21 protein-coding genes are annotated in these 25026 nt (G+C 62.8%); 13 read left to right on the forward strand and 8 right to left on the reverse strand.

Annotated features, from left to right (window positions below; all coding sequences use genetic code 11):
• Positions 1–86: 86 nt before the first annotated feature.
• Positions 87–806 carry a TetR/AcrR family transcriptional regulator C-terminal domain-containing protein gene (locus AC6H4Z_RS17140; protein WP_497543177.1) on the forward strand — a complete coding sequence of 240 codons (720 nt, stop codon included), beginning with the start codon at positions 87–89 and terminating at the stop codon, positions 804–806.
• A 51-nt stretch (positions 807–857) separates the two neighbouring features.
• Positions 858–1730: an intradiol ring-cleavage dioxygenase gene (locus AC6H4Z_RS17145; RefSeq protein WP_497543178.1), complete on the forward strand. Its 873-nt coding sequence runs from the start codon at positions 858–860 to the stop codon at positions 1728–1730.
• 15 nt (positions 1731–1745) lie between these two features.
• Here the strand turns inward: AC6H4Z_RS17145 and AC6H4Z_RS17150 are convergent, their stop codons facing one another.
• The 4 genes from AC6H4Z_RS17150 to AC6H4Z_RS17165 form a co-directional block, all read right to left on the reverse strand.
• A complete protein-coding gene (locus tag AC6H4Z_RS17150) occupies positions 1746–2126 on the reverse strand; it encodes a hypothetical protein (RefSeq protein ID WP_497543179.1) in 381 nt (126 codons plus the stop codon).
• 40 nt (positions 2127–2166) lie between these two features.
• A complete protein-coding gene (locus AC6H4Z_RS17155) occupies positions 2167–2640 on the reverse strand; it encodes a MarR family winged helix-turn-helix transcriptional regulator (protein ID WP_497543180.1) in 474 nt (157 codons plus the stop codon).
• On the reverse strand, positions 2637–3059 hold the full coding sequence (locus AC6H4Z_RS17160) for an SRPBCC family protein (RefSeq protein ID WP_497543181.1): 423 nt from the start codon (positions 3057–3059) through the stop codon (positions 2637–2639). Before AC6H4Z_RS17160 ends, AC6H4Z_RS17155 begins: the two co-directional genes overlap by 4 nt.
• 83 nt (positions 3060–3142) lie before the next feature.
• Positions 3143–4177 (reverse strand): glycoside hydrolase family 43 protein, encoded by a 1035-nt coding sequence (locus tag AC6H4Z_RS17165; RefSeq protein ID WP_497543182.1) that lies wholly within the window; start codon positions 4175–4177, stop codon positions 3143–3145.
• Between AC6H4Z_RS17165 and AC6H4Z_RS17170 the strand changes: the two genes are divergently transcribed.
• Positions 4176–5003, forward strand: a complete 828-nt coding sequence (locus tag AC6H4Z_RS17170) for a sulfite exporter TauE/SafE family protein (protein WP_497543183.1) — start codon at positions 4176–4178, stop codon at positions 5001–5003. The genes AC6H4Z_RS17165 and AC6H4Z_RS17170 overlap by 2 nt on opposite strands.
• Before the next feature lie 66 nt (positions 5004–5069).
• On the opposite strand, the gene AC6H4Z_RS17175 is transcribed toward AC6H4Z_RS17170, so the two are convergent.
• Together AC6H4Z_RS17175 and AC6H4Z_RS17180 are read right to left on the reverse strand one after the other, a co-directional pair.
• Positions 5070–7727 carry a lamin tail domain-containing protein gene (locus tag AC6H4Z_RS17175; protein WP_497543184.1) on the reverse strand — a complete coding sequence of 886 codons (2658 nt, stop codon included), beginning with the start codon at positions 7725–7727 and terminating at the stop codon, positions 5070–5072.
• 3 nt (positions 7728–7730) lie between these two features.
• Positions 7731–8498, reverse strand: coding sequence for a PEP-CTERM sorting domain-containing protein (locus AC6H4Z_RS17180; protein ID WP_497543185.1), 768 nt, complete (start codon positions 8496–8498; stop codon positions 7731–7733).
• A 231-nt stretch (positions 8499–8729) separates the two neighbouring features.
• Between AC6H4Z_RS17180 and AC6H4Z_RS17185 the strand changes: the two genes are divergently transcribed.
• The 6 genes from AC6H4Z_RS17185 (at position 8730) to AC6H4Z_RS17210 (ending at position 17604) form a co-directional block, all read left to right on the forward strand.
• Positions 8730–11198, forward strand: coding sequence for an SMP-30/gluconolactonase/LRE family protein (locus AC6H4Z_RS17185; RefSeq protein WP_497543186.1), 2469 nt, complete (start codon positions 8730–8732; stop codon positions 11196–11198).
• 100 nt (positions 11199–11298) lie between these two features.
• The gene (locus AC6H4Z_RS17190; RefSeq protein ID WP_497543187.1) at positions 11299–12585 is read left to right on the forward strand and encodes a DcaP family trimeric outer membrane transporter; all 1287 of its coding nucleotides are present in this window, start codon (positions 11299–11301) and stop codon (positions 12583–12585) included.
• Positions 12575–13942, forward strand: coding sequence for an arginine deiminase (locus tag AC6H4Z_RS17195; protein ID WP_497543188.1), 1368 nt, complete (start codon positions 12575–12577; stop codon positions 13940–13942). Before AC6H4Z_RS17190 ends, AC6H4Z_RS17195 begins: the two co-directional genes overlap by 11 nt.
• Positions 13939–15447, forward strand: a complete 1509-nt coding sequence (nhaC, locus tag AC6H4Z_RS17200; protein ID WP_497543189.1) for a Na+/H+ antiporter NhaC — start codon at positions 13939–13941, stop codon at positions 15445–15447. Before AC6H4Z_RS17195 ends, nhaC begins: the two co-directional genes overlap by 4 nt.
• Positions 15448–15468: 21 nt before the next feature.
• A complete protein-coding gene (locus AC6H4Z_RS17205) occupies positions 15469–16965 on the forward strand; it encodes a basic amino acid/polyamine antiporter (RefSeq protein WP_497543190.1) in 1497 nt (498 codons plus the stop codon).
• A gap of 9 nt (positions 16966–16974) precedes the next feature.
• Positions 16975–17604, forward strand: coding sequence for a MarC family protein (locus AC6H4Z_RS17210; protein ID WP_497543191.1), 630 nt, complete (start codon positions 16975–16977; stop codon positions 17602–17604).
• Positions 17605–17607: 3 nt separating this feature from the next.
• On the opposite strand, the gene AC6H4Z_RS17215 is transcribed toward AC6H4Z_RS17210, so the two are convergent.
• Positions 17608–18822, reverse strand: coding sequence for a DmpA family aminopeptidase (locus tag AC6H4Z_RS17215; RefSeq protein ID WP_497543192.1), 1215 nt, complete (start codon positions 18820–18822; stop codon positions 17608–17610).
• Positions 18823–18960: 138 nt separating this feature from the next.
• Here AC6H4Z_RS17215 and AC6H4Z_RS17220 point away from each other — a divergent pair, with 138 nt between their 5' ends.
• The 4 genes from AC6H4Z_RS17220 (at position 18961) to AC6H4Z_RS17235 (ending at position 23790) form a co-directional block, all read left to right on the forward strand.
• Positions 18961–20178: a GNAT family N-acetyltransferase gene (locus AC6H4Z_RS17220; RefSeq protein WP_497543193.1), complete on the forward strand. Its 1218-nt coding sequence runs from the start codon at positions 18961–18963 to the stop codon at positions 20176–20178.
• 129 nt (positions 20179–20307) lie between these two features.
• Entirely contained in the window at positions 20308–20907 is a 600-nt protein-coding gene (locus tag AC6H4Z_RS17225) for a hypothetical protein (protein ID WP_497543194.1), read from the forward strand.
• 61 nt (positions 20908–20968) lie between these two features.
• Positions 20969–21424: a (2Fe-2S)-binding protein gene (locus AC6H4Z_RS17230; RefSeq protein ID WP_497543195.1), complete on the forward strand. Its 456-nt coding sequence runs from the start codon at positions 20969–20971 to the stop codon at positions 21422–21424.
• 23 nt (positions 21425–21447) lie between these two features.
• Positions 21448–23790: a xanthine dehydrogenase family protein molybdopterin-binding subunit gene (locus tag AC6H4Z_RS17235; protein WP_497543196.1), complete on the forward strand. Its 2343-nt coding sequence runs from the start codon at positions 21448–21450 to the stop codon at positions 23788–23790.
• Between the two features lie 22 nt (positions 23791–23812).
• Here the strand turns inward: AC6H4Z_RS17235 and AC6H4Z_RS17240 are convergent, their stop codons facing one another.
• The gene (locus AC6H4Z_RS17240) at positions 23813–24886 is read right to left on the reverse strand and encodes a tetratricopeptide repeat protein (protein WP_497543197.1); all 1074 of its coding nucleotides are present in this window, start codon (positions 24884–24886) and stop codon (positions 23813–23815) included.
• Positions 24887–25026: the final 140 nt, after the last annotated feature.

The following is a 25026-nucleotide window of genomic DNA, read 5'->3' on the forward strand; positions in this document are numbered from 1 at the left end:
CTGCGGAACCGGCGATGTTTTGGAGGGACTTTAACGGTGTTAAACTCACCTCGAATGTCGTACTTGAACGTGGAATTGTCAACGTCGTGAATCGACACGGTCATCGACCCAGTCGGGGATTTCCCCATGAGCCGCAGGAACGGCGCACCGAAATCGTTCTCGCGGCGCTTGGCATGCTCGGCGAAACGGGGTTCGATGGATTGAGCCTGCGCGGGCTCGCGGGTCGCCTTGGGATGCACGCGCCGGGGCTCTACTGGTACATCGAGTCGAAGCAAGAGTTGATCGACTTGATGGCGAAGGAGATCCTCGACAAGGGTCTCTACCCGATCGCTCCTCTCGCGCCGGGTCAGACCTGGGACGATTGGCTCGTCGAACTCGCGTGTACGGCGCGTCGCGCGTTGCTCGCTTACCGCGACGGCGCTCGTGTCGTCGCCAGCGCCTTCCTCGTGCGCACGGACGCAATCACGCCGGTGATCGAAGCGTCGTTGACGATTCTCGAAGATGCTGGTTTCGATCGCGTCTTCGCGCTCGGCGGAACGATGACGTTGCTGCGATACGCGACCGGCATCGCGCTCGATGAGCAGGCGTCACCAATTCACACGGCGCCGGGAATGTCGATGAAGGAGCGCCTGGCGACGCTCCCGCCGCCCGAGATTGATGCGCGACGTTGGCCGCGCACGGCCGACGCGATGCGCACAGTGTTCGACCGAAACCTGCGCGATCCTGATCGCATGTTCCGGCTCGGCGCACTGATGATCGTGCGTGGGCTCGCTGAAAACCGGAGAGTTCCGAAAGCCAACGGTTGAACGCGCAACGTGACGATGGAGTGAACCGTCACGATGCGGTGTCCATGAGGCATGGATAACGACGATCTCCCAGTCGGCCGACTGCTGTCGCGCCGCGACGCCGTGCGACTGCTCGCTGGCGCCTCCGTTCTCATCGTTGGCGGACGACGTTACGGGCTCGCCGCGCCAGCAACACTCGTCACGCCCGCGCTGACGTGGCCGCCAGCATGCGTCGCCAAGCCGGAGCTCACCGAAGGCCCATACTTCGTCGACGAAAAGCTCAATCGCTCCGACATTCGCGGCGAGCCCGGCGGCGGCGCGGCAAAGGCAGGCATTCCCTTCGCACTCGCGTTCACCGTTTCGCGACTCGGCGACAAGAGTTGCACGCCGATCAGCGATGCGATGGTCGATGTCTGGCATTGCGACGCGCAAGGCGTGTACTCGGATTCGCACGACCCGGGCTTCGATACGAGCGGGAAGAAGTTCTTGCGCGGATATCAGCTCACGGACAAGAATGGCGTCGCGAACTTCACGACGATCTTTCCTGGTTGGTACCACGGCCGCACGGTGCACATCCACTTCAAGATCCGCACGAAGTCGGCGACGAACGCGCCGTACGAGTTCACGTCGCAGCTGTTCTTCGACGACGCGTTTAGTAATCGCTTATTCGCCGAGCAGGCGGCCTACAAGCGGTCGGATCGTCGAGATACGATGAACGCGAACGACGGCATCTTTCAGGAGAGTCGCGGCCAACTCACGATTCCGGTCGCGAAGAACGGCGAGAGCCTCGCGTCGACCTTCAACATCGCGCTCGATTTGTCGGACGCTGAAGTTGGAAAGCCGGACGGGATGGGTGGGCGTGGTGGGCCACCGCCGGGCGGACCGGGTGGACGTCGCGGCGGTCCGCCGCCGGGCAGGCCGCCTGGACCGCCGCCTGCCTGGTAGTCCGACGAAGACCGCCTATGGCTTGGAGGGCTTCTCCGCCTCGGTGGCCTTCTTCGTCAATTCGAATGTGCCCGCATTGTCGTTACCGACCCAGAGGGTGCCATTGAATTTGGCGCCGGCAATGAGGCCCTGAATCCAGATCGTCATTCCGTTGTACGGAATACCGAAGGACAGTGTGTCGGCCTTGATCGTCACCGTCGAGAGCGGCACGGCATCGGGGCCCATCGACGACACGATCGTGCCCTTCCAACCGGCTGCCACGCTGTCGAGCACCACCGTGACCTTCTGCGACGAGTTGCCCGTGTAGGCAAAGCCGTCCCAAGTACCGCGGGCTGATTGGGCGAGCGCAGGTGAAGCGATGAGCGAGAGGACGAGGGCGGCGCGAAACAGCTTCATGATGCGGCTCCAGATCGCGGGTGAAAGTGGGTCGCCAATACTAGCTGTTTTCGCGCACGAGCGCGACGAGCGCGCGATGGAAGGCCTCGACGTCGCCGGCGGGTTGGAAGAACGTGCCGTCGAGCGCCTCGATCTGCTGCACGGCCGCGTTTGTCACCCGCGTGCCTCGCGCCGTAGGGCGCACGAGCGAGGAACGCGCATCGTCCGGATGCGCGGACTTCACGACGAGTTCCTTCCGCTCGAGCGTTTTCAAAAGGTCCGACACCATCATCTTGTCCATGCCCGCGTGCGCAACGATTCGCGATGCCGTGACCGGCCCGTCGCTCGCGAGATAGACGAGGCAGGTCATCAGCGAGAATTGCGTCGGCGTGATGTCGAGATCCCTGAGCGCCTGCGCGTGCAAGCGCTGCAACAGATTCGCTGCCTTCCAGAGCATGAATCCGGGGCTATCCTCCGCCTTGGCGAACGTCGTGTCGAGCGTCGTCTTCGCCGCCGCGCGTTTGGATCGCGTCATCGCGCGCGCGTCGCCCACGATGCCAGCGCGCGCATTTGCGCCGGTGCCTCGTCGGCCACGCCCTGCGCGACCAACTTGCGCCAGAGCGGCGCGAGCAGCCCTTCGACGCGAATGGTGATCGTCAACTTGAGTCCGTCCGGTGTGTCGGTCATGTCGTGAATGCCGTACATGCGCGCGAGCGGAAAGATGGCGAGATCGGTGTAGCCCTGCATGGGCGCGGCGCGCAGCAGTTTGATGTTGACCTTCGGGCCGCCCTTGGGCTTGAGGACGAAACCGGTGCCTTCGCGAAATCCCTCGGGCGCCTTGGCGTACTCGATGTCATGATCCCATTCGTGCCAGCGGTCGACGTCGGACCACACGGCCCAGACGTCCGCGCGGGTGAGGCCGGGGAAGGTTGCTTCGTGGGTCGCCTGCCACATGGTCGTGCCTCCGATGTAGTAAGTGTGCTTACTAAGATAGTAAGTCCACTTACTACATCAGTCAACCCCTCCTAACCCCGAAGTCAGTGCTGGCGACCCTTGATTGGATCGGCGGCCACTCCCGCCTTCGTGATCACCACTGGCCGGATGAGTCCGTCGGCGCCGAAGTGGAGCTCATCGATGCTGACGACTCGGTGATTGCGGTCCGTTTCGCCAAGTGGCCGCCGATGGTACACGATGTACCACTTGTCCGATGTGGGCGAGTGCAGCACCGAGTGATGCCCTGCCCCGGTGGCGACCGTAGAGTCCTGCTGCAGAATTTTGCCGACTCGCTCGAACGGTCCGAAGGGCGAGGAGCCCACCGCGTAGGCAACCGCGTAGTTGGGTCCCGTCCATCCTCCCTCGGACCACATGAAGTAGTACTTGCCGTCCTTCAACAGCATGAACGCGCCTTCGACGTATCCGGTCGGCGTGATCTCCTTGAACATCGTGCCGTCCGGCAGCGGGACGATCGCCGTGAAGTCGTCGTTCAGCTTTGCGATGTTGCAATGCCGCCAGCCGCCGTAGACGATGTAATACGACCCGTCTCGATCCTTGAATACCATCTGATCGATCGGCTGCGCGCCGTTGTGAAATCTGTCGATCAGCGGTTTGCCGAGTACGTCCTTGAAGGGACCCTCGGGCCGCCGTGAGCGCGCGACGCCGATCCCGCCCAATTGCTCATCGTTCTGGATGTCATTCGCGCCGAAGAACAGGTAGTACCAGCCGTTCTTCTCGACGATCGACGGCGCCCACACCGCGCGCTTCGCCCACGAAACGTCGGCGACGTCGAGCACACGCGGATGCTTCTCCCAAGTGATCAGGTCCCGGGACGAGAACGCGTCCATGAGTGTTTGCTGATCGTACGGCGCCGAATATGTGGGATAGATCCAGTACTGGCCGTCGAAGACGTGCGCCTCTGGGTCGGCGTACCAACCGGGCAGAATCGGATTCCCCGATCGCGCCACCTGCGCACCGAGTCCCGCGCTCGAGGCGAGCGCACCAATCGTCGCAAGCAGAATAGTGACCGCGCGCCTCACCGATGGCCTCTCCCAGCCCCAGTTAATCTTCTCTGCCATGGCTCTCCCACAAACGCTGCAGTTCGCGACCGTCATCGTCATCTCCGCCGTGGCTGGCGTGATGAATTCTATCGCGGGCGGCGGTACGCTGCTCACTTTCCCCGCTCTCGTCGGACTCGGTATCTCGCCGATCGTCGCCAACGCGACGAGCACCGTGGCTCTCTGGCCCGGTGCCGTGAGCAGTATGTGGGGCTACCGCGCCGAACTTGCCGGCGCGCGGCAATGGGCGATCGGCTTTGCCGCACCGAGTCTGATCGGCGGCGGCATCGGTGCGTGGCTGCTTCTGCGAACGCCGCCGTCGCGCTTCGCCGCGCTGGTTCCGTGGCTCGTGCTCATCGCGACGACCCTGTTCGTCCTACAGCCGTTCATGATGCGACGCTTTCAGCGCCGCAACACCGCTCCCGCACTCGCGAATGCAGATGGCGATGCAGTTCCCGTCGACCCGACGGCTACGGGTCACTACCCGTCAGTCCGCGTCGTCGCGCTGCAACTCGTCGTCGGGATCTACGGCGGCTACTTCGGCGCCGGTGTCGGAATCCTCATGCTCGCCGTCCTCGGCTTCATGGGGCTGACGAACATCCACCGGATGAATGGCCTCAAGAATTGGGGCGGCCTATGTATGAACGCGGTCGCCGCGTTCGCGTTTGCGTTCAGTAGTCTGGTGCGCTGGCCGATCGCACTCGGCATGGCCATCGGTTCGGTGAGCGGTGGTTATTTCGGATCTCGCATTGCCCAGCGGACGCCGCAACGCTACGTGCGCCGCGCGGTCGTCGCAATCGGGTTCGTCGGCGGCATCTGGTTGTTGATGAACTCCCACGCAGCCTGAGGTCACAGGTCTCTGATCTCTGGTCTCAGGGGTTTCCCAGAGACCAGAGACCAGCGACCAGAGACCTCACGGGAACTTCACGCAGGGAATCGTTCCGCGACGGATCGAGTGTCCGTCAGTATTGCTGTCGTCGGACCAGAACGCCGGCCGCAACCCGCCCACGCATGCAGACAGCGGCGCGAACGCGAACCCTTCGTTGTTGATGTTCGGCATTCCCGTCGGGCGATTGAAGATGTGCGTCAGCTTCAATCGGCCAAGCGTCGTCGGGCCCGGCGTAGCGTCGATCTCGAAGATGTCGGCGAGACCACCGCAGGTATCGTCGCACGTCGCCCAGAGCTGACCGAGCTCGCGATCGAACTGCAGTGCCATCACTCCGGCCGGGAAACCGGTGGTGATCGATGCGATCTGCTTGAAGCCGTTCGTCGTATGATTGAGCGCGTACACGTAGATCATGCTGTTGCCTTCGACGCCGATGAAGAACAGGCCACCGCCGTGATCCGCATACTCAGCCGGATTGTACGCATGGCCTGCTGCGACGTCGAAGAAGCTGTGTGACGTGAGGAACGCGTCGGGCACCCAGGTGATGCCTTCGATGCCGAGGTTCGCACCGAGCACCGGGAGATCGGCGGTGAGGTTCCACTCGTTCGTCGCTGTGAGCGTCGTGCCAGCAGCGGTAATGTCGTAGCGCAGAATCGCGGGGCGACTCACGCCATTGTTGCTGTTGTTCCGCTCAGTGGCGACGTACATCCCGGCGGAGCTTCCGGTCGTGAAGGTGAGATCTTCCGAATCCGGTTCACCAGTGCCGTCGGTGTAGCGGAGTCCCTTGCCGGCGGCCCACCCATTGTTGGGGTCGGGGATCCAGTTGTTGCTCTCGCTATCGAAGATCATGCGGTAGATGCTCCCGGGACCGTTGCGCGCGCCCCAGAGCACGTCCGGCGAACCGGCCGCTCCGACTTCGTATATGAGACCACTCAAGTTGCTGCTGAACTGATTCAGCGCGTCGACCGTAACAATGTCCGGTCCGCCCGGCCACGCGGCTGCGACTGGTGGCGCGCCCGGGCAGGCATTCGCCGAGCCCTTGGTGGGGCTGACGGTCGTGACGAAGGCGCCCGTTCCATCGACGCAACGGCCGTACGTCGTCGTCGCGTGCGCGGTCCATGAGTACTGATCGACGAGCGCGCCGGCTGGCGTGAACAGGCGCGCCGCGTCTGCCCCGCCGAGTCCGAAGCTGGCCGAGACGTCGACTGCGAGGAAGCCGTGCGACGCGAGCGTGGTACCGGCCGGAATCGCGAGGGAATGCGTGTCGTCGTTGTCCTTCAGAATGAAGCCCGAGATGTCAACGGCGCTCGCACCCGTGTTGTATAGCTCGATCCAGTCCGTCGCGTCGCCGTCGGATTCGACTTCGTTGACGCGAACAGTGATCGGGCTGCTGCAATCATTCGCGGCGTTTTTCGTCGCGCGCGCCGTGGTCGCGAACGATCCTGTTCCATCTGGGCAGCGACCATAGGTCGTAGCCGCATGCGACGTCCATGTATAGCTGTCGACGAGCTTGCCGGTCGGGTCGAACAAGCGTGCTGCATCGCTCGAACCGAGTCCGAAGTTGACCGAGACGTCGAACGTGGCGAAGCCGCCTGCCGCGAGCGTGGTGCCCGTGGGAATGGTGAAGGCGTGCGTATCGTCGTTGTCCTTGAGAACGAAGCCGGAGAGATCGACCGCGACGCCGGACGGATTGTATAGCTCGATCCAATCTGGATTGCTGCCGTCATCCGACTCGACTTCGTTGACCTTCACGGGAACGCTGCAATCGTTCGCTGCGCCCTTCGTGGAGGAGGTCGTCGTGGTGAAGTTGCCGGTGGCGTTCGGACAGCGGCCATAGGTCGTGGCAGCGTGCGCGGTCCACGAATACGAATCAACGATGCGGCCGTACGGATCGAACAGTCGCGCGGCGTCTGGTGCGCCGAGTCCGAAGTTGAACTGGTTGGGCTGATTGCCCGTGTCGAAGACGAGGTACGCACCGGCGGCGATGGTCGTGCCGGCGGGGATGGTGAAGTTGTGCGTGTCGTCGTTGTCCTTGAAGACGAAGCCGGAGAGATCGACGGTGGACGTTCCGGCGTTATAGAGCTCTACCCAATCATCCGGCGTGCCGCCGTTCGATTCGATTTCGTTGATCTTGATCGGTGCGAGTGGAACGGCCGCGACGTGGAAGCGAATCGGGAGTTCGTTCGCGGCGACCAGGAAGCCTGACGTTCCGTTGTCGCTCGTTGGCGCCCAGCGGCCGCGGACGACGTCGACGGAGATCGCGCCGACGAGCGTGGTGCCGCGGAACGCGCGGATGCGGTACGTCTTTCTGGTGACGAAGCTCGTGCTGAGGAGACTCCATGTCGCCTCGAACTGCCCAACGACGCTGTTCGCCGTCAATACTCCAGCGCCAGCCGTGGTGGTCGTCGTGAACTGCGCAATCGGGGCGCCGACGCATGCACCGGCTGTCCAGGCGCAGATTTCAATGCGTGTTGCGCCAGCGGCATCGAACGTCGTCGGGTTGGCGGCACCTGTTCCGAGCGGTGCCAGCCAGGCCAGCGTTCCTGCCGGCAATTCGGTTCGCGATGCCGCACCAGGCTGTACCTTCGCCGCATTCGGCGAAAGCACCGAATCGGAACACGACCACGCCGATAGCGCGACGAGGAACGCCGTCGTCGCGCCGAGAATCTTCCGAGCGATTGGCATCGATCAGGCCTCGCTCGTGGCGACAGTGCCCGTCGACGCACTCGCGCGACGACGGAGTCCGAAGCCAGCGATTCCGGCCAATCCGGTGCCGACCATGAGCAGCGTCGCCGGTTCCGGCGTCGCGGTAATCGGTTCTCGCGATGCGAACGTGCACGCCGCAGCGTCGGAGCAACTGTCAATCGGGTTGCCATCCGATACGCCGACGAACTCAAGGTCGGCGATCGTCATTGCGGATGGATCGAACGCGCGAGAAGTGTAGAAGCTGAACGTGATCAGGTCGTCGGAGCCGCAGGTCTGACCCATCTGGCCGATACCGCCAACGGGATCGGAAGCCGCGCATCCGCCTACGCCGTTGTTGCTGACCGCGGAGAGAAAGATTGCGTCGCCACTCTCGAAAATACTCCACGGCGATGAGTCCGTGAGCGTCGCGCCATTCTGGGCGACAGGAGTCACCAATGCGTCGACTTCAGTGCCAGGAGCGGCCGCCGGTTGGCCGGTGAGCAGCACAAGATTGTAGATGCTCGTCGCCAGATTCGGCATCGTCTGCGAATTGAGATTCTGCAGTGCGATCTCGAACAGATTCAAACCGCCCGGTCCAACGCCGAGCTGCGACGTCAACTGAACCGTCGCACAATTATTCAGCGCACCTTGAGTACACGCCTCGACGGTCGACGTCTGTTGCGCGGTAGCGGCGCGCGGGAGAACTACGGATAGGCCGCCGGCGAGCAACGCCAGGCTCGCCCATTGGCGATTGAGCAGGAACATCGGCATCGACTCCTCATATGGTGTTCAGGTCTCGTTGCCGACCGTCGCGGGCGGAACGAACGCGTCATGTTGGACGTGCCCGATTCGCGAGGCAACAGATCTTGAGCCGAGTCACGCGCTTGTTACGCGCCCGTTAAACAGCGTTCTCATTCGCACTGGCCATCGACAATTTTCTTTCCTGCTCGCGCCAACAGGTCTGCGGCGCTATCTCATACGTCGTGCCCTTCGGACGCCAACATGACCTCTGATCAGCGAACGCACGGAATCGCGCCGCGAGTGACGCGCTCACTCGCGCTGGCCCTGACATTCTTCGGTGCGGCCGCGTGTTCAACAGGCAGCGTCAGTCAGGCAGGCGTTGTCGCACACGAATCGCTTCCTGCCGACGCGACGCGGCTCCCGACCGGCGTGACACTCGATCCCGCCGGCGTCGTGCGCCCCGTTGGTCCGATGCCGCTGAACATGGTGATGGCGCCCGGAGGTAATCGCGTCGCGCTTCTGCTCAACGGGTGGTCGCGCACGGGCGTGCAGATCGTCGATTGGCGATCGGGCCGGATCGCGCAAACCATCGACTTGCCCGCCGCGTTTCTCGGCCTCGCCTTCTCCCCCGACGGCCAGTGGCTGTGCGCGTCTGGTGGGAACACGGATCAGATCTATCGCTTTCGTTGGGCCGGCGACTCCGCCGTCCTCACCGACAGCATCCCTCTCGTTCCGCGGGTCGCCGGCCGTCGCACGGGTACGCGCTACCCAGCGCAGCTCGCGTTCTCGCCGAACGGTCAGCGCCTGTATGTCGCGGAGAATCTCGCGGACTCGCTTGCCGTGATTGACATGACCTCGCGCGCGGTGATTCAACGCCTTCCTGCGGGTCGCTATCCGTACGGTATCGCCGTCGCCGCCGACGGTCGCGTGTTCGTCTCGGCGTGGGGCGGCAGCAACGTCGGACTCTACGCACCGCGCGGCGACGCGCTTGCCCCGGCCGAGTGGATTCCTGCCGGGCGTCATCCGTCGGCGCTGCTACTCGATCGCTCGGGTTCGCGTCTGTACGTCGCGTCGGCCAGCACCGATCGGATCGCTGTGATCGATACGAGATCTCGCAAACAGGTCGACGAGCTGCGCGATCCGCCGCCGGCTGGGCCAGACGAAGGGAGCACGCCGAACGCACTCGCACTCTCGGCGGACGAAACGAAGTTGTTCGTCGCCGAGGCCGACGCGAACGCGGTCGCCGTATTCGACGTATCGAATGGCGGACGCATGCTCGGCCGCGTGCCGACGGGCTGGTATCCGGCGTCGGTCACCGTTGCGGGGGCGTCGGTGCTCGTCGCGAACGGAAAGGGATCGGGAACCCACGCCAATCCCGACGGCCCTGGTCCGCGTGAGTCGCGCGAGCACCAAGGCTCGGGCGCTGACGGGACGCTCGGCCAGCTACGCGGAACGCTGTCGGTGCTCGACACCGCGATGTTCTCGGCGACTTCCCTGCCGCGCATGACCGAGCGCGTCGCGCGTGCCAACGGATGGGGAACGGCGTCGCGCCCTGGTCGTTTTCCACCGTTCGAGCATGTGATCTACGTCATCCGCGAGAATCGCACGTACGATCAGGTGCTTGGCGACCTGACGATCGCCGACGGTGACACTTCGCTGTTGTATTTCGGACGTCCCGTCACGCCAAACGCACACGCGATCGCGGAACGCTTCGGTGCGTTCGACCGGTTTTTCGTGAACGCTGAAGTGAGCGCCGACGGCCACAATTGGACCACGGCGGCGTATGCGAGCGACTACGTCGAGAAGACCGTTCAACCGAACTACTCCAGCCGCGGGCGAACCTACGACTACGAGGGCACGAACCGAGGCGTGATTCCCGACGACGACGTCAATGCCCCGGCGAGTGGATATCTCTGGACACTCGCCGCGCGCGCCAACGTCTCGCTACGCAACTACGGCGAATTTGTGTCCCCCGACCGCAATACGCCGGGACGCGTCGTTGCCAACAAGCCGGAACTCGTCGGCAACACGAATACAGAATACCCAGGCTTCAACCTCGACATTCCGGATCAGAAGCGCGCCGATGTCTGGCTCGCCGAGTTGGCGACGTACGTCCAGCGCGGTTCGATGCCGGCGCTCGAGATCGTGCGACTGGGAAACGATCACACTTCTGGTGGCTCAGCTGGTAAGCCGACGCCGCGCGCTGCGGTCGCCGATAACGATCTCGCGCTCGGTCGCATAGTCTCCGCGCTCAGCCGCTCACCCTTCTGGAAGTCGACGGTCGTGTTCGTGCTCGAGGATGACGCACAGAACGGCCCCGATCATGTCGATTCGCATCGGTCACCGCTGCTCGTGATCTCGCCGTACAGTCGTGCCGGGTCGTTCCATCGGTTCACGAACACGACCGACGTCGTGCGCACGATTGAGGGAATACTCAACCTCGGCTCGTTGTCGCATTTCGATTATTTTGGACGCCCGCTGACCGACATCTGGTCGACGGAGCCCGATCTGCGTCCCTACGACATACTCACGCCCGCAACACGTCTCGATGAGCGGAATCCCTCCGCATCACGTGGCGCGATCGAGTCGATGAGGCTGCGTCTCGAGCAGGAAGACGAGTCGGACGACGACGACTTCAGTCGCATCCTGTGGGGCGTGGTGAAGGGCTTCGACAAACCGTATCCTGGCGCGACACGCATGGCGTTGCTGGAGGCGCGACGGGGCCGCTGAGAAAGCTGCCGCACGGCTAGCGACGGCGGCTGCGGTATAGGGTACGCGAGTTGCTCGGTCGCCGGGCGTCTCGTGCAAGGACGAAACACTGCGCGCGCCATTGGTTGCGCTACATCCAACGACGAGCGCTGCTCGTCGTTCGCTGATCGGACTGCTGCTTGGTTCAATCAGCGCATTGGTCATTCCAGGCGAGAGTGCGGCGCAAACACGCGCCAGCGCGCCGGACAGTCTGATCAAACGACCGCGAATTGAATTCTTCGGCCAGCTCGTGGCCGACGCGATTCACGACTTCAACTCGGTCGATCCGAACTTCTACGATGTCTTGCGGCCGAGTAGGCTGCCGGCGTTCTCGAACGAGTTCGGTGATGACGGACACCAGTATTTCAGCGTGCGTCCGACGCGTTTCGGAACGCGGCTCACCGTTCCGACGAATGCCGGCGAGGTTCGCGGCATCTTCGATTGGGATCTGTTTGGCTCGGGCGCCAATCGCGGCAGTACTGCATTCAACCTCGTGCGAGCCTACGCGGAGCTCGGCAAGTTCGGTGCGGGGCAGTTCGACAGTCCATTCATGGATATCGACGTGTTTCCGAACTCGATCGAGTACTGGGGCCCGACAGCGATCGTGTTCTTCCGGAACATTCAGTTTCGGTATATGCCGATTCAGGGCGACTCGCGACTGACGATCGCGCTCGAGCGACCGGGAGCGAGCGCTGACCGCGGCGATCTTGACGATCATCTCGATCTTTCGAACGTCGTTGGTCGCTTTCCGTGGCCCGATCTCTCGGCTCAAGGGCGGCTCGGCCGCAAATGGGGCTACGTCCAGCTCGCGGGAATTCTCCGAGGCATCTATTGGGACGACCTCATCCCGCACGACACACTCGACCTTAGCGGGCATTTGCTCGGTTGGGGATTGAGCCTCAGCTCCAACGTCAAAACAAACAAGACGGACAAGCTGAAGTTCCAGGTCACGTATGGCAAAGGAATTCAGAATTATCTCGACGCACCGTTCGACGTCGGCATCGAGATCCATCCGGGAGATCTGACGCATCTGAACGCCGAAGCCGTCACGCTGCCGGTCTTCGGCGGATTGGCGTTCTACGATCATACGTGGAACGAGAAGGTGACGTCGTCCATCGGCTGGTCCGGCCTGCGCGTCACCAACAGCAACGGACAGAGCGCGCTCGCGTATCACGCGGGTCAGTACGCGCTGGTGAATCTGCTCTACAGCCCCGTACCGGATGTCATGGTCGGCGGCGAGTTCCAGTGGGGCCAGCGACGCAACGCGTTCGACAGCTTCCATCCGAACGACTTCCGCCTTCAGCTCACGGCCCGATTCAACTACTCCATCACGCTCACGCCGGACAAGGAGAAGCCCGATGGCAAATAGCACCACTCGCAAGCGACGCGTGAGCACTCGCAAGCAGCGCCCAATCACGCACAACCGACCGGCGAGCAGCGTACGGCGTGAGGCATCTTCCGCGTTTGGCGTGCATTCGGAGGTCGGCAGACTTCGGAAGGTGATGGTGCACCGTCCCGATCTGAGCTTGAAGCGCCTCACGCCTTCCAATCGCAATGAGCTGCTGTTCGACGACGTGCTGTGGGTCGAGCATGCGCAACAGGAGCACGATCAGTTCGTGCGCGAGCTGCGCGGTCGCGGCGTCGAGGTTTTTCTCGTGCACGATCTGTTGGTCGAAGCACTAGAACAGCCGGGCGCGCGTGAATGGGCGATCGAGCACACGGTCAGTCCGTACACCGTCGGGCCGTCGGCGGTAGATGCCGTCACGCAAGCGCTCGACAACATGACCTCCGACGAATTGGCGACGCATCTCATCGGCGGCGTGACGCGGGCGGAGCTGATGGAGTACGCGGATCGCGACCTTGGACTTCACTCGCTCACCGCGAGCGCGACGCCCGATTCGTCGTTCATCCTGCCGCCGCTGCCGAACCATCTCTTCACGCGTGACAGCTCGTGCTGGATCTATGGCGGCGTCTCGCTGAATCCGATGTTCTATCCGTCGCGACAGGCCGAGACGATCAATATCGGCGTCATCTATCGCTTCCATCCGATGTTCCAGGATGGCGGTTTCGAATTCTGGTATCCCGCTCCGGATCACGACGACGAGCACGACGAGTTCGATATTCAGGATTTCGGTCGCGCTGCGCTCGAGGGTGGCGACGTCATGCCGATCGGCAATCGGTCCGTGTTGATCGGACTCAGTGAGCGCACCACGCCGCGAATGGCAGAGATCCTCGCGCTGCGCCTGTTCGAGAAGAACGCGGCTGATAGAGTCATTGCAGTCGATCTGGAGAAGCAGCGCTCGTATCTGCACATCGACGTGGTGTTCACGTTCATGGATCGCGACACCGTCACGATCTACCCTCCGGCGATCGCCAACATGAAGGCGTTCAGCCTCAGGCCTGGCAAGAACTCGTGGTCGCTCGACGTCACGCCTGAGAAGAGCTTTCTCGGCGCGATCGCCAGTGGTATCGGCATGAAGGAGAAGGATCTGCACGTCATCCCAACGGGGGGCGACGCGGCGCAGCAGGAGCGCGAGCAGTGGGACAGCGGCAATAACGTCGTGGCGATCGAGCCAGGCGTCGTCGTGGCCTACTCGAAGAACATCTACAGCAATCAGAAATTCCGCGAAGCCGGGATCGAAGTAATCGAGATCGACGGCTTCGAGGTTGGTAAGGGGCGTGGCGGCGGTCACTGCATGACCTGTCCGCTGCAGCGCGATCCATGAGCCCGACCGACAAGGAAGGCGAGCGGCTCGTTCGCGAGCCGTCGATGATGGACTCGTTCATTCCGCTGATCGCGCTCGTCGTTCTGATCGGCGGTGCGATCCTGCTGTTCGGTCTCGACGCGCTCGACGGGCCTATCCCCGCGGCGCTCATCGTCTGCGATATGATCGCGGCGCTCGTCATCCTGAAGAACGGGCATCCGTGGAAGGACATCGAGGCGTCGAGTACGCGGGCACTCGGCTCAATCTCGAGCGCGATCTTCATCCTGCTCGCGGTAGGCGCGCTGATCGGCACGTGGTGTCTGTCCGGTACGATCCCGACGCTCGTGTACTACGGCATTCGTTTACTGTCTCCTGGATGGTACTACGCAGCCAGCACGCTCATCTGCGGCGTGATCGCCATGTCGATCGGAAGTTCGTGGACTACCGCCGGCACGATCGGGGTGGGCCTAGTCGGCATCGCGACGATGTTGGGCGTATCGACATCGATCACGGCTGGCGCGGTCATCTCCGGCGCGTATCTCGGAGACAAGCTGTCGCCGTTGTCCGAGACGACGATCATGACCGCGCAGATGGTCAAGGTCAACGTCTATGAACACATCAAGCGTCAGGCGTGGACGTCTATTCCTGCGTTCCTGATCGGTCTCGTGCTCTTCTTTTTGCTCGGCCTCCGCGGACCGCAGGTGGCGGGCATCGATACGGGCGTCGAGCTCAAGGAGCTCAACACAGTCTACAACATCACGATCTGGAACCTGCTGCCGCTGGTACTTCTCGTCGTGATGTCCCTCCGGAAAGTGCCGGCAACACTCGCGTTGATGGCGGCAGCCGTGTTCGCCGGCTTGCTCGCGATGGTAACGCAGCCCGACATCGTGCGGACCTTCGCAGGCGACCCGAGTCTCCACATCATTCCCGCCGGCATTCGCGCCGCATGGAAAGCGATGTCGACGGGTTTCTCGATCGACTCTGGTTTCGCCGACATCGATCGACTGCTGACGCGCGGCGGCATGTACAGCATGCTGCTGACGCTCTGGTTGATCATGGGCGCGGTGACGTTCGGCACGCTGCTCGACGAATTCGGATTGATCAAGCGACTGATCGATCCACTAGTCCGGTCGGCGGAGAGCACCGGGCGGTTGTTTCTCACCGTATTCGCTAGCGCATTTGGACTCAACATCATCGCTGGCGACCAGTACATCGCGCTGGTGCTTCCTGCGCGAACATTCCGGGCGGAATTCGAGAAACGCGGACTCGCAGCAACGAACCTTTCGCGGCTTTGCGCCGATTCCGGAACCGTGACGTCTCCCCTCGTGCCGTGGAACTCGTGCGGCGCGTTCATGGGAGCAGTGCTCGGCGTTCCGACGCTCCTGTATCTGCCCTTCTGCTTCTTCAACATCGCCAGCCCGTTGCTGAGCGTTCTGTACGGCTTCACTGGATTCAAGATCGAGAAGACCCCGCCGCAGGAGCCGAGCGCCGGCGCTGGAACGGCGTCGAGCGAAGCGGCGGCCTGACATAGACTCGAGGTAAATCGCATGACCGCGCCAGCAAGGAAGTTCGGCGAACAGCCGGAACGACCGGAACGGCCGAAGCTCGTGAAAGAGCAGCCGGGAGCCGTGCAGAAGCTTCCGCTCATGACACTCGCCGCCATGGTGGTCGGATCCATGGTTGGTGCCGGTGTGTTCTCGCTGCCGCGCAACTTCGCGCAAGCAACGGGAGTGTACGGTGCGCTCATCGCGTGGGCCATCGCCGGCACGGGCATGTTGATGCTCGCATTCGTGTTTCAAACGCTCGCCATTCGGAAGCCGGATCTCGATGCGGGTGTGTACGCGTATGCGAAAGCGGGCTTTGGCGACTACCTCGGCTTCTTCTCGGCGTTCGGGTATTGGGCGAGCGCATGCGTCGGCAACGTCAGCTACTGGGTGCTGATCAAATCCACACTCGGCGCGGCGATCCCGCAGTTTGGCGAGGGAAATACGATTCTCGCTGTCGCGATTTCATCGCTCGGCGTGTGGGGGTTTCACTTCCTCATCCTTCGCGGTGTGAAGGAAGCCGCGGGCATCAACAAGATCGTGACGGTCGCCAAGATCATCCCGCTATTGGTGTTTCTGGTCATCGTCGGAATCGCGATGAAGGCCGGCATCTTCCAATCGAACCTCTGGGGCGGCGACGAACGAAGCATGGGCGCCGTGTTCGGTCAGGTAAAAGCCACCATGCTCGTCACTGTTTTTGTCTTTCTCGGCGTCGAGGGCGCAACCGTGTACTCTCGATACGCCAAGAAGCGCGAGGACGTCGGCAAGGCGACGATCCTTGGCTTCCTCGGCGTGCTGTCGATGTTCGCGCTGGTAACGATCGTCTCGTACGGTGTCATGTCGCGCGCAGCGCTCAGCGATCTGCGCCAACCGTCGGTCGCGGGCGTTTTGGAGTCAGTTGTCGGACGCTGGGGCATGGTGTTCATCAGCGCGGGCCTGATCATCTCGGTGCTCGGAGCCTATCTCGCCTGGACACTCATGGCGGCCGAGGTGGCGTTCGTCGCGGCGAAGGATAAGGACATGCCGAAGTTCCTGTCGCGCACGAACACGAAAGACGTGCCGTCGGCCGCGCTGATCATGACGACCATCCTGATCCAGCTCGTGCTTCTCACGACGCTTTTTTCCGATGACGCATTCACGTTCACGCTGAAACTCTGCAGTTCCCTTTCGCTCGTACCGTACATGCTCGCTGCGGCGTATTCGCTCAAGCTCGGCATCACGCGCGAAACGTACGAGAAGGATCCGTCGAGTCGCGGCCGAGAGATGCTGGTCGCAGGCATCGCGACGTTCTACACGGTGTTCCTCATTTACGCCGCGGGCCTCAAGTTCCTGCTGTTGAGCTTCATCATTTACGCGCCAGGGACGATTCTCTTCTTCATGGCGCGGCGCGAACAGGGCAAGCGCGTTTTTGCACCCGCTGAACTCGTGCTCTTTGCGATTGCCATCGTTGGAGCGATCATTGGTGTCGTGGGGCTGTTCTCGGGTTGGATAACGATTTGACCCAGCGGCATGGATAACTTCGCGCAGTTCGCGCTCCTCGCTTTCACCTCCGTCCTGTTCATCGTCAACCCGATTGCGGTGATCCCGACATATCTGGTGATCACGCAGAAGGAGGCGTCCGCGCAGCGCGCCAAGACTGCTCGGCGTGCCTGTGTCTCGGCGGCATGCATTCTCGTCGCCTTCGCGCTGGGTGGAACGGCGATCTTCAAGCTATTCGGCATTACGATCGATGCGTTTCGCATCGCCGGTGGCTTGATTCTCTGGGTCGTGGCGATGGACATGCTGCACGGCGTGCGTCGCACGCAGGAAAGCGCGGAGGAGATCACCGAGGGCAGCGAGAAGGAGGACGTCGCGCTCACGCCGCTCGCCATGCCGATGCTCGCTGGCCCGGGGTCGATCTCCACGACCATGGTGCTCGCCGGTCAGGCGAGCTCGATGGCGGAAAAGCTTGCGGTGCTCGCGGCAATCCTCGTGACGATGCTGCTCTCGTGGATCGTGCTGCGCGTGGGTGAGCGGGTCGTGCTGCGAATGGGTCAGACGGGCATTCGCGTCATGACCCGCATCATGGGGCTGCTGCTCGCGGCGATTGCGGTGCAGTTCGTGATCACCGGCGCGCGGAACGCGCTGCGCGCCGGATAGCGCTTACTTCAATCGTCCGTACTTCCGCATTACGTCGAGCATTCGATCGACCGGCATCGCAAAAATCCGCAGATCGTTTGCGCCGGTTGTCGTCTCAGCGGCAAGCAGCGCGTTCGTGATCGCTGCCTCGGTTGCTTGCGCCGTAGCTTGGAAGAGCGGCGAGATGCGATCGTTGCTCAGCCTTTTCACTGAAGCAACGCTGTCTGCCGACCACGCCTTGGGATTGGCAGTCGAGAATGCGACGAAAATGTCGCCCGAGCTATTGCCACCGAATCCGCCCTGACGTCCGACGCCGAGCGACACGCGCGTTGCAATCCGCTTGAGCTGGTCCGGCATGAGCGGAGCATCGGTCGCCACGACTACGATGATCGAGCCCTGCTCCGGCGCATCGAGTCCCGTATCTCCACTGCCGGCCGAATCGCAATGTGGTCGTGTGCCGGGCGCAGCCGGTTCGCGATTCGCAATGCACGGTAAGAGATCTGTAATCTCTTCGTCGACGGGAACGCCAGCGATTCTGAGATCGCGACGCGACCCAAAGTTGCATTGGACGAGCACGCCAACCGTATAGCCGCCCTGCTGCGCCGGAAGCTTTCGTGACGCGGTGCCGATGCCGCCCTTGAAGCCGAGGCAGGTCATGCCCGTTCCACCGCCCACCACGCCCTCTTTCGGCAGACCGCCCGCAGCAGAGTTGAGCGCGCTCAGCACGTGCTCTTCCTTCACGTGAAAGCCATTTACGTCGTTCAGGCTCCCATCGTACGTCTCTGCAACGACTGGTAGCCACCATGGCTGCAGCACGTTCTTCTGCGACACTTCCCACTTGATGATCGCGTCGCGCACAACGCCAACGCTGTGCGTGTTGGTGATGCCAATCGGGCCTTCGAGGTAGCCGCCCTCCTGCATCCACGTCGTGCCGGTCATCTCGCCGTTGCCGTTCAGCGTGAACCACGACGCAAACACGGGATCGGAATTCGCTTTGCCGCGAGGATGCACCACGGTCACCCCGGTGCGAACAGGGCCCTGCCCGACCACCAACTTGCCGCTGCCAGAAATCAGCGTGGTGTGTCCAACTTCTACGCCTGCGACGTCGGTAATCGCATCGAGCGGCCCTGGAGTTCCGCCGATGGGAAGTTTGAGATCGTTCTCCCGCGGCTTTTGCTGAGCGCCGAGAGAATTGCCTGCGGCAATGATTGCGAGCATGACCAGAGCACGACCCTTCATGATGCCTCCGCGAGTTGGACCACGTAAGCGCAGCACAAGGATGTCATAGCGGGCCGAGCGGCGCCAGCAGCGTCGTGAAAGTTGGGCTGCGCCGCGGCGCGTGATTTGCGCGCGGGCTCGACACCCCAGCCCTCCACCATGACCACGACAACGTACCACAAGAGAACGCTAAACATCGGCGACCGAGCGTCGTCGAGGTATGTCTTCAATTGGCCAACACTCGAGTTCCGTACTGTTCACGGGATCGCCGGCCTTCGTGAGATTCGTTCGGAGTGGAATACCGTCGTTGGGGCAATGACGCACGCGCGGCACCTCCATCAGTTCGCCTGGTTCGACGCGTACGCCACCCACCTCGCTGCCCCTGAGGCACTCCGCTTTGTAGTCGCCTACAGACGAGGCAGGCCCATCGGAATTTTCCCGCTCGCGAATGGTATCCGAACGATTGGCGGAGTGTCTGTTAGAACTCTCGAAATCCCTGAGCATCCGCACCTTTCGCTCGGAGATTTTGTGTTCGATCGGCGCCCAGACAACGCCGGATTGGTTGCGTCGATGGTCGACTACCTCAACGGAGAGCCGAATTCCTGGGATGTGCTGGTCGCGCCAACCGCACTCGAGAACTCGTCGGTGCTGTTTTCGATCGGGGCCTGCCGTCCTCAGTCGACGTTCCTCGACGAAACGACTCCCTGTCACTTCCTCGACAACACGCCGTACAGCTCGAGGCTGAGTCAGCTCGCGAAGAGCTTTCGCAATGGGCTACGCAAGGCGCGCAACGCGTTGGCGCAGGAGAAGCAGGTTGAATTCGTTCGGGCGCCGGAGGTGTTGGGACTGCCGGCAGCGTTCGAACAGTTCGTCGAGGTCGAAGGCTCTGGATGGAAGGGCAACGACGGAACTGCGATCCGATCCGACGCCCACCTCATCGCATTCTATCGCAGCCTCATCGACGGATTCTCGGCGACAGGCGGTGTGCAGATCAACCTTTTGCGCGTGGCTCGCAAGTGTATCGCTGCGCAGTTCTGCCTGAAGGTCGATCGCTGTCTCTACATCCTCAAAATCGGTTATCGCGAGGAACACTCGCGCTTCGCGCCCGGCAACATGCTGCTCGAACGTGTCGTGAAACACGCCCTCGAAGTGGGCGACGTCGATTCGGTCAACCTTATTTCCGGCGCACCCTGGCAAGCTCACTGGCGACCACAAGCATACCGCTGCTTTGCGGTCTACGTCTTCAATCAGACGCTGCGCGGCCGAATGAGCCACGGAGCGCTGCTGGCGAAGGACCGACTGAGACCGGCATATCATCGGTACGTCAAACCGCTGCTCGACCGTCGGACGCGCGTAGTCGACGGGGACGAACACTAGCCGTGCACGCCGCGAGAATTCTTGACCCGTCGACGCCTCGCCCTGTCGTTAGTGTTAGCGTATGAATGACTGTCAGATCCTGTCGTATTTGAACGCTTCGGCGCAGACGCCCACTCCGTCGGTCGCCTCATGACCTTCCAACCGGAAGTGGATGCGGCCTTGCGTGCTCGGCTCACCGCGCTCTGCACCGAAGGGTGGGCACTCTGGGACAAATTCGACGAAGAGGTCCGCAGCAAGCGCTTCCATCCGTTCGTAGCGGCCGAGTACGACGCGGTAGTCGATGCTCTCATCGAGCATCGCGCGCCGAATCTCCGGTTTCTCGAATGGGGAGCGGCAACGGGCGTCATCACGATCATTGCCGATCTGCTGGGCTACGAAGCCTACGGGATCGAGTTGGAGCCAGACCTGGTTGTCACGGCGCGCAGGTTGGCCAAAGAGTACGGCTCGTCCGCGAAGTTCGTCGCCGGTAGCTTCCTGCCAACCGGATATCAGTGGCGTCCGAGCGACGGAGACGGACGCATTGGCACATTGGGAATCGGTGAGTCCGGTTACCGCGAGCTGGGTCACGCGTTGGACGACTTCGACGTGGTCTTCGGATATCCGTGGGATGGTGAGACCGCGCTGATGCTCGACTTGATGAATCGCTACGGCCGAAGCGACGCGCTGCTCCTCATCAATCACGTGACCGACGGCGTCGTGCCGTACCGTGGAGGACGCGTCTACCGTTGAGCTGAGAATCGGTGCAACTTTGCCGCTCCACCCTCGCATTGACCAGCGGCCAGGTACAACGATGATCACGCTGACGATCAACGGCACGCGTCGGACGTTCGACGGCGATACCACGATGCCGCTCCTCTGGTTTCTGCGCGACGAACTCGCGCTGACAGGAACCAAATACGGCTGCGGAATTGCCCAGTGTGGCGCGTGCACCGTACACGTCGACGGCAAGCCGATTCGCGCGTGTCAGCGACGGATGGCAACGCTCGAAGGCGCGACCGTGACGACGATCGAAGGCCTGCACCCGCGCGGCGAAGATCCGCTGCAGGTGGCGTGGCGTGAAATCGACGTCCCACAGTGCGGGTTCTGTCAGAGCGGGCAGATCATGGAGGCGGCGGCATTGCTCAAGAACACGCCGAAGCCGAACGATCAGCAGATCGACAGCGCGATGAACGGGCACATCTGTCGTTGCGGCACCTATCCTCGCATTCGCGCCGCGATCAAGGCGGCGGCGGAGAAGCGATCATGAGTGGCCGCGAGTCTTTCCCGTGGATGTCCAGCGCGACCTCGCCGGCGCCGAGCAACGAGGCCGACGCTCGCCGGTCTGACGATTCCGCCGACCCCGATCGCCGCTCGTTCATCAAACTGCTCGGCATGAGCGGGCTAGTTGTTGCCGCCGGGCCAATGGGCATTCGTCGCTTCACCGACGCTGAACGTTTCTTCGCCGCCAACGCCGAGCCGTGGTCGCCCGCGGTGTATGTCTCGATTGGCGACGACGGCCTCGTGTCGATCATCTGCCATCGCTCCGAGATGGGTCAAGGCATTCGCACGACCATGCCAATGATCATCGCCGACGAAATGGAAGCTGACTGGGCGCACTGTCGCGTGGTGCAAGCCGACGGCGACGAAGCGAAGTACGGTACGCAGAACACCGACGGCTCCACGAGCATTCGCGACTTCCTGAGCAAGTATCGCGAAGCCGGCGCCACCGTGCGCGCGCTGTTCGAGGACGCGGCTGCGAAAGAGTGGAACGTGAAGGTGAGCGACGTGCACGCGCGTCAGCACACCGTTGTGCACGCCCCAACGGGTCGCACGAAGACCTTCGGCGCCCTGGTCGCCACGGCACGTACCATCGCCATGCCCGCCAAGGAACGAGTGCGCATCAAGCGCCCGAACGAGCGGCGCTGGCAGGGCAAGAAGATGCCGTCGATCGACCTCGTGCCCATGACGACTGGAACCGCCGTCTATGGCGCCGACGTCATCCTCCCGGGAATGAAGACGGCCGTGATCGCGCGACCGCTAGTATGGGGTGGCAAGATCACGAGCGTCGACGACAGCGCCGCGCTGAAAGTGCCGGGTGTCGAACGCATCGTTCGCATGCCCGAAGCCAAGATGCCAGCCGGTTTTCTCCCGGTTGGCGGCGTCGCGGTGATCGCGGCGAATACCTGGGCCGCGATGAAGGGGCGCGACGCGCTCAAGATTACATGGGACGACGGCGCGAACGCGAGCTACGAAAGCGTAGCGTACAAGGCGAGCCTTCTCGAAGCAGTGCGGCAGCCCGGAAAACCGGGACGCACCAATGGCGACGCCACAACAGCACTCGCGTCGGCCAACCGCAAGGTGACGGCCGAGTACTACATGCCGCACCTGTCGCACGCGCAGATGGAGCCGGTGGTTGCCGTCGCGCGCGTGCAGGGCGGAACGATGGAGGCCTGGGCGCCGACGCAGTCGCCGCAGGACGCCCGTAAGTCCATCGCCGAATACCTCAAGGTCGACGTTTCTACCGTGACCGTGCACGTCACGCTCCTCGGCGGAGGATTCGGACGGAAGTCGAAGCCTGATTTCATCTGCGAGGCAGCGTTCCTCGCTCGGGAAATCGGCGCACCAGTGCGCGTGCAGTGGACGCGCGAGGACGACCTGCAGAACAGCTACTACCACTCGGCCGCTGCCCACCGGCTCGAGGCTAGCCTCGACTCAGCGTCGAAAGTGACGGCGTGGCTTCATCGGTCGGCGTATCCCGCGATCGGAGCGTCCTTCGCTCCCAATGTCGCGGGCGCTGATCCAGACGAGCTGACGAATGGCGCCAGCGATATTCCATTCGACATCTCGAATATGAGTGTCGAAATCTGCCCGGCGCCGGCACACACGCGCATCGGCTGGTACCGGAGCGTCAACGCGATTCATCACGGGTTCGCGATCGGATCATTCGTCGACGAGCTCGCGCACGCGGCCCGCAAAGATTCGGCCGAGTTTCTCATGGCGCTCATCGGCAGCGACCGTCGCGTTGACCTGTCGAAGGCAGGACTCGTTACGCCGGCGAGCAACTACGGCGCCACGTGGACCGACCATCCGCTCGACGCAGGCCGCGCACGCCGCGTCGTGGCGTTGGCCGCAGAAAAGAGCGGATGGAAGGGCAAGCTCCCGCGTGGCAAGGGACGCGGCATTGCGGTGCATCGGAGTTTCCTGTCATACGTCGCGATGGTCGTCGAAGTCGAGGTGCAGCCAGATGGCACGGTGCTCGTGCCGCGCGCGACGGTGGCCGTGGACGCCGGTTTCGTGGCCAACCCCGATCGCGCGAAAGCACAGATGGAAGGCGCGCTGATCATGGCGATGAGCAACACGCTCTATAGCGAAATCAGCTTCGCCAACGGTCGCGTGACGCAAAACAACTTCGGCAACTATGGCGTCACGCGACTGCGCGCCGCTCCGCGCGTCGTCGACGTGCACATCGTACAGAGCGAAGGACTTCCCGGCGGCATTGGCGAACCGGGCGTCCCGCCAGCAGGGGCCGCGCTGGCGAACGCGATCTTCGCCGCAACTGGCGTTCGTGTGCGCGAACTGCCGGTCGGCAAACAGCTAGCGGGTTGGACGGCGCGTACTGTGGGAGATCAGTAGCACCAGCGGTCGTGTGCGCGGTCTATCGCGACCGCGCACACTGTGCTTGTAACGTCGCGAGCGTGTTCTGCCCAGCAGTAAGCCCCGCGTTGAGCTGCGGAACGCCTCCCCCCGCGTAGCGGTCGCCTCCATTGCGAAGCTGCGACTGCGCGACATTCAAGAGCTGTGATAGCGGCGCAACACGCTGACACGCGGCGACCCGTCGTCGCTCTCCCTGTTCTTTCGATGCGGGATCAGGATACGTCAGGGCTACCGAGCCTCCGCCGACGACCGACGAAATTTCTGCGATCGGCGTTCCGACCGACTGAACGATCATCGACGCGATGAGAAACTTTGTCGACGAAGAGCTCAAGGCCGAATCGACGCGCGTCGCCGCCGCGATCTGTGCGTCCCACCCGTACGTGCTTCCGTAGAGCGCAGCGTGTCGTAGCGTCGTGGTCACGAACGTTTCGACGGACGTCGACAGCGTTGCGCGTGGAACGTTCTGGCCTAGCGCGCGACGGACATACGAGATGACGCTGTCGGTAACTCCAAGCGTGCCGAAGTTGCCGACGAGACTCGGATATGCCGCAACATATTTGGAATTCTGTCGGACCAAGCCGCGTGCTTCGTTGATGGCCGCTCGCAATGCGCCGACCTGACGCAGCACATTGAGCTCAGCTGCAATCGAGGACCCCGCGCCAGGCTGCGTTGCGGTACGTCCGAGAATGCGAAGAAGCTTGGCGGTGTCGCTTCGCTGATGCGCCGCGGCGATCGCGAGTCGCGACGCTTCGATCGGCGGTTGCGAGTCCAACGTAACGAGCCGATCGTAGGTCGTCGACACGTCTGCGTAGCGGTGCAGACGCGAGAGAAGCACGATCTCGGTCGCGAGCAATTCACGCTGGCTGGTTCCACGACGCCGCAACTCGCCGGTGAGCGCCAGCGCGCGATCGTTCAGTGAATCCGGCACCGGAGTCGTGAGCCGTGCGAAGGCAGCTAGCACGCATGGCGGCGGCAGTGGCGTGGTCGGATTCGCGATGAAGGCCCGATTCGCTTCCTCGACGGCGTTGATCACGATCGACGGACCATCCGCCGGATCTGGACAGGTCTGCATCACTGCCGGAGCAGCAGCGGGCGGAGGAGCGGCAACCACTGGCGCGGGCGTCGTGGCTTTCGGCGCGCAGGCCACCGCCGCCGCAAGAGCACATAACGCAATCGGAACGCAGTAGCTGGCTGGCCAGGAACTGATACGAAGAG

It is taken from the genome of Leucogemmata humicola (assembly GCF_055379415.1).

What these genes read in the sequence shown, in the direction of transcription:
- AC6H4Z_RS17180 (WP_497543185.1), bottom strand. Translation starts at nt 8,498, where the DNA reads ATGCCGATGTTCCTGCTCAATCGCCAATGGGCGAGCCTGGCGTTGCTC.
- AC6H4Z_RS17235 (WP_497543196.1), top strand. Translation starts at nt 21,448, where the DNA reads ATGTCCAGCGCGACCTCGCCGGCGCCGAGCAACGAGGCCGACGCTCGC.
- AC6H4Z_RS17150 (WP_497543179.1), bottom strand. Translation starts at nt 2,126, where the DNA reads ATGAAGCTGTTTCGCGCCGCCCTCGTCCTCTCGCTCATCGCTTCACCT.
- AC6H4Z_RS17175 (WP_497543184.1), bottom strand. Translation starts at nt 7,727, where the DNA reads ATGCCAATCGCTCGGAAGATTCTCGGCGCGACGACGGCGTTCCTCGTC.
- AC6H4Z_RS17225 (WP_497543194.1), top strand. Translation starts at nt 20,308, where the DNA reads ATGACCTTCCAACCGGAAGTGGATGCGGCCTTGCGTGCTCGGCTCACC.
- AC6H4Z_RS17230 (WP_497543195.1), top strand. Translation starts at nt 20,969, where the DNA reads ATGATCACGCTGACGATCAACGGCACGCGTCGGACGTTCGACGGCGAT.
- nhaC (WP_497543189.1), top strand. Translation starts at nt 13,939, where the DNA reads ATGAGCCCGACCGACAAGGAAGGCGAGCGGCTCGTTCGCGAGCCGTCG.
- AC6H4Z_RS17195 (WP_497543188.1), top strand. Translation starts at nt 12,575, where the DNA reads ATGGCAAATAGCACCACTCGCAAGCGACGCGTGAGCACTCGCAAGCAG.
- AC6H4Z_RS17220 (WP_497543193.1), top strand. Translation starts at nt 18,961, where the DNA reads ATGACCACGACAACGTACCACAAGAGAACGCTAAACATCGGCGACCGA.
- AC6H4Z_RS17205 (WP_497543190.1), top strand. Translation starts at nt 15,469, where the DNA reads ATGACCGCGCCAGCAAGGAAGTTCGGCGAACAGCCGGAACGACCGGAA.
- AC6H4Z_RS17210 (WP_497543191.1), top strand. Translation starts at nt 16,975, where the DNA reads ATGGATAACTTCGCGCAGTTCGCGCTCCTCGCTTTCACCTCCGTCCTG.
- AC6H4Z_RS17185 (WP_497543186.1), top strand. Translation starts at nt 8,730, where the DNA reads ATGACCTCTGATCAGCGAACGCACGGAATCGCGCCGCGAGTGACGCGC.
- AC6H4Z_RS17145 (WP_497543178.1), top strand. Translation starts at nt 858, where the DNA reads ATGGATAACGACGATCTCCCAGTCGGCCGACTGCTGTCGCGCCGCGAC.
- AC6H4Z_RS17160 (WP_497543181.1), bottom strand. Translation starts at nt 3,059, where the DNA reads ATGTGGCAGGCGACCCACGAAGCAACCTTCCCCGGCCTCACCCGCGCG.
- AC6H4Z_RS17170 (WP_497543183.1), top strand. Translation starts at nt 4,176, where the DNA reads ATGGCTCTCCCACAAACGCTGCAGTTCGCGACCGTCATCGTCATCTCC.
- AC6H4Z_RS17165 (WP_497543182.1), bottom strand. Translation starts at nt 4,177, where the DNA reads ATGGCAGAGAAGATTAACTGGGGCTGGGAGAGGCCATCGGTGAGGCGC.
- AC6H4Z_RS17155 (WP_497543180.1), bottom strand. Translation starts at nt 2,640, where the DNA reads ATGACGCGATCCAAACGCGCGGCGGCGAAGACGACGCTCGACACGACG.
- AC6H4Z_RS17215 (WP_497543192.1), bottom strand. Translation starts at nt 18,822, where the DNA reads ATGAAGGGTCGTGCTCTGGTCATGCTCGCAATCATTGCCGCAGGCAAT.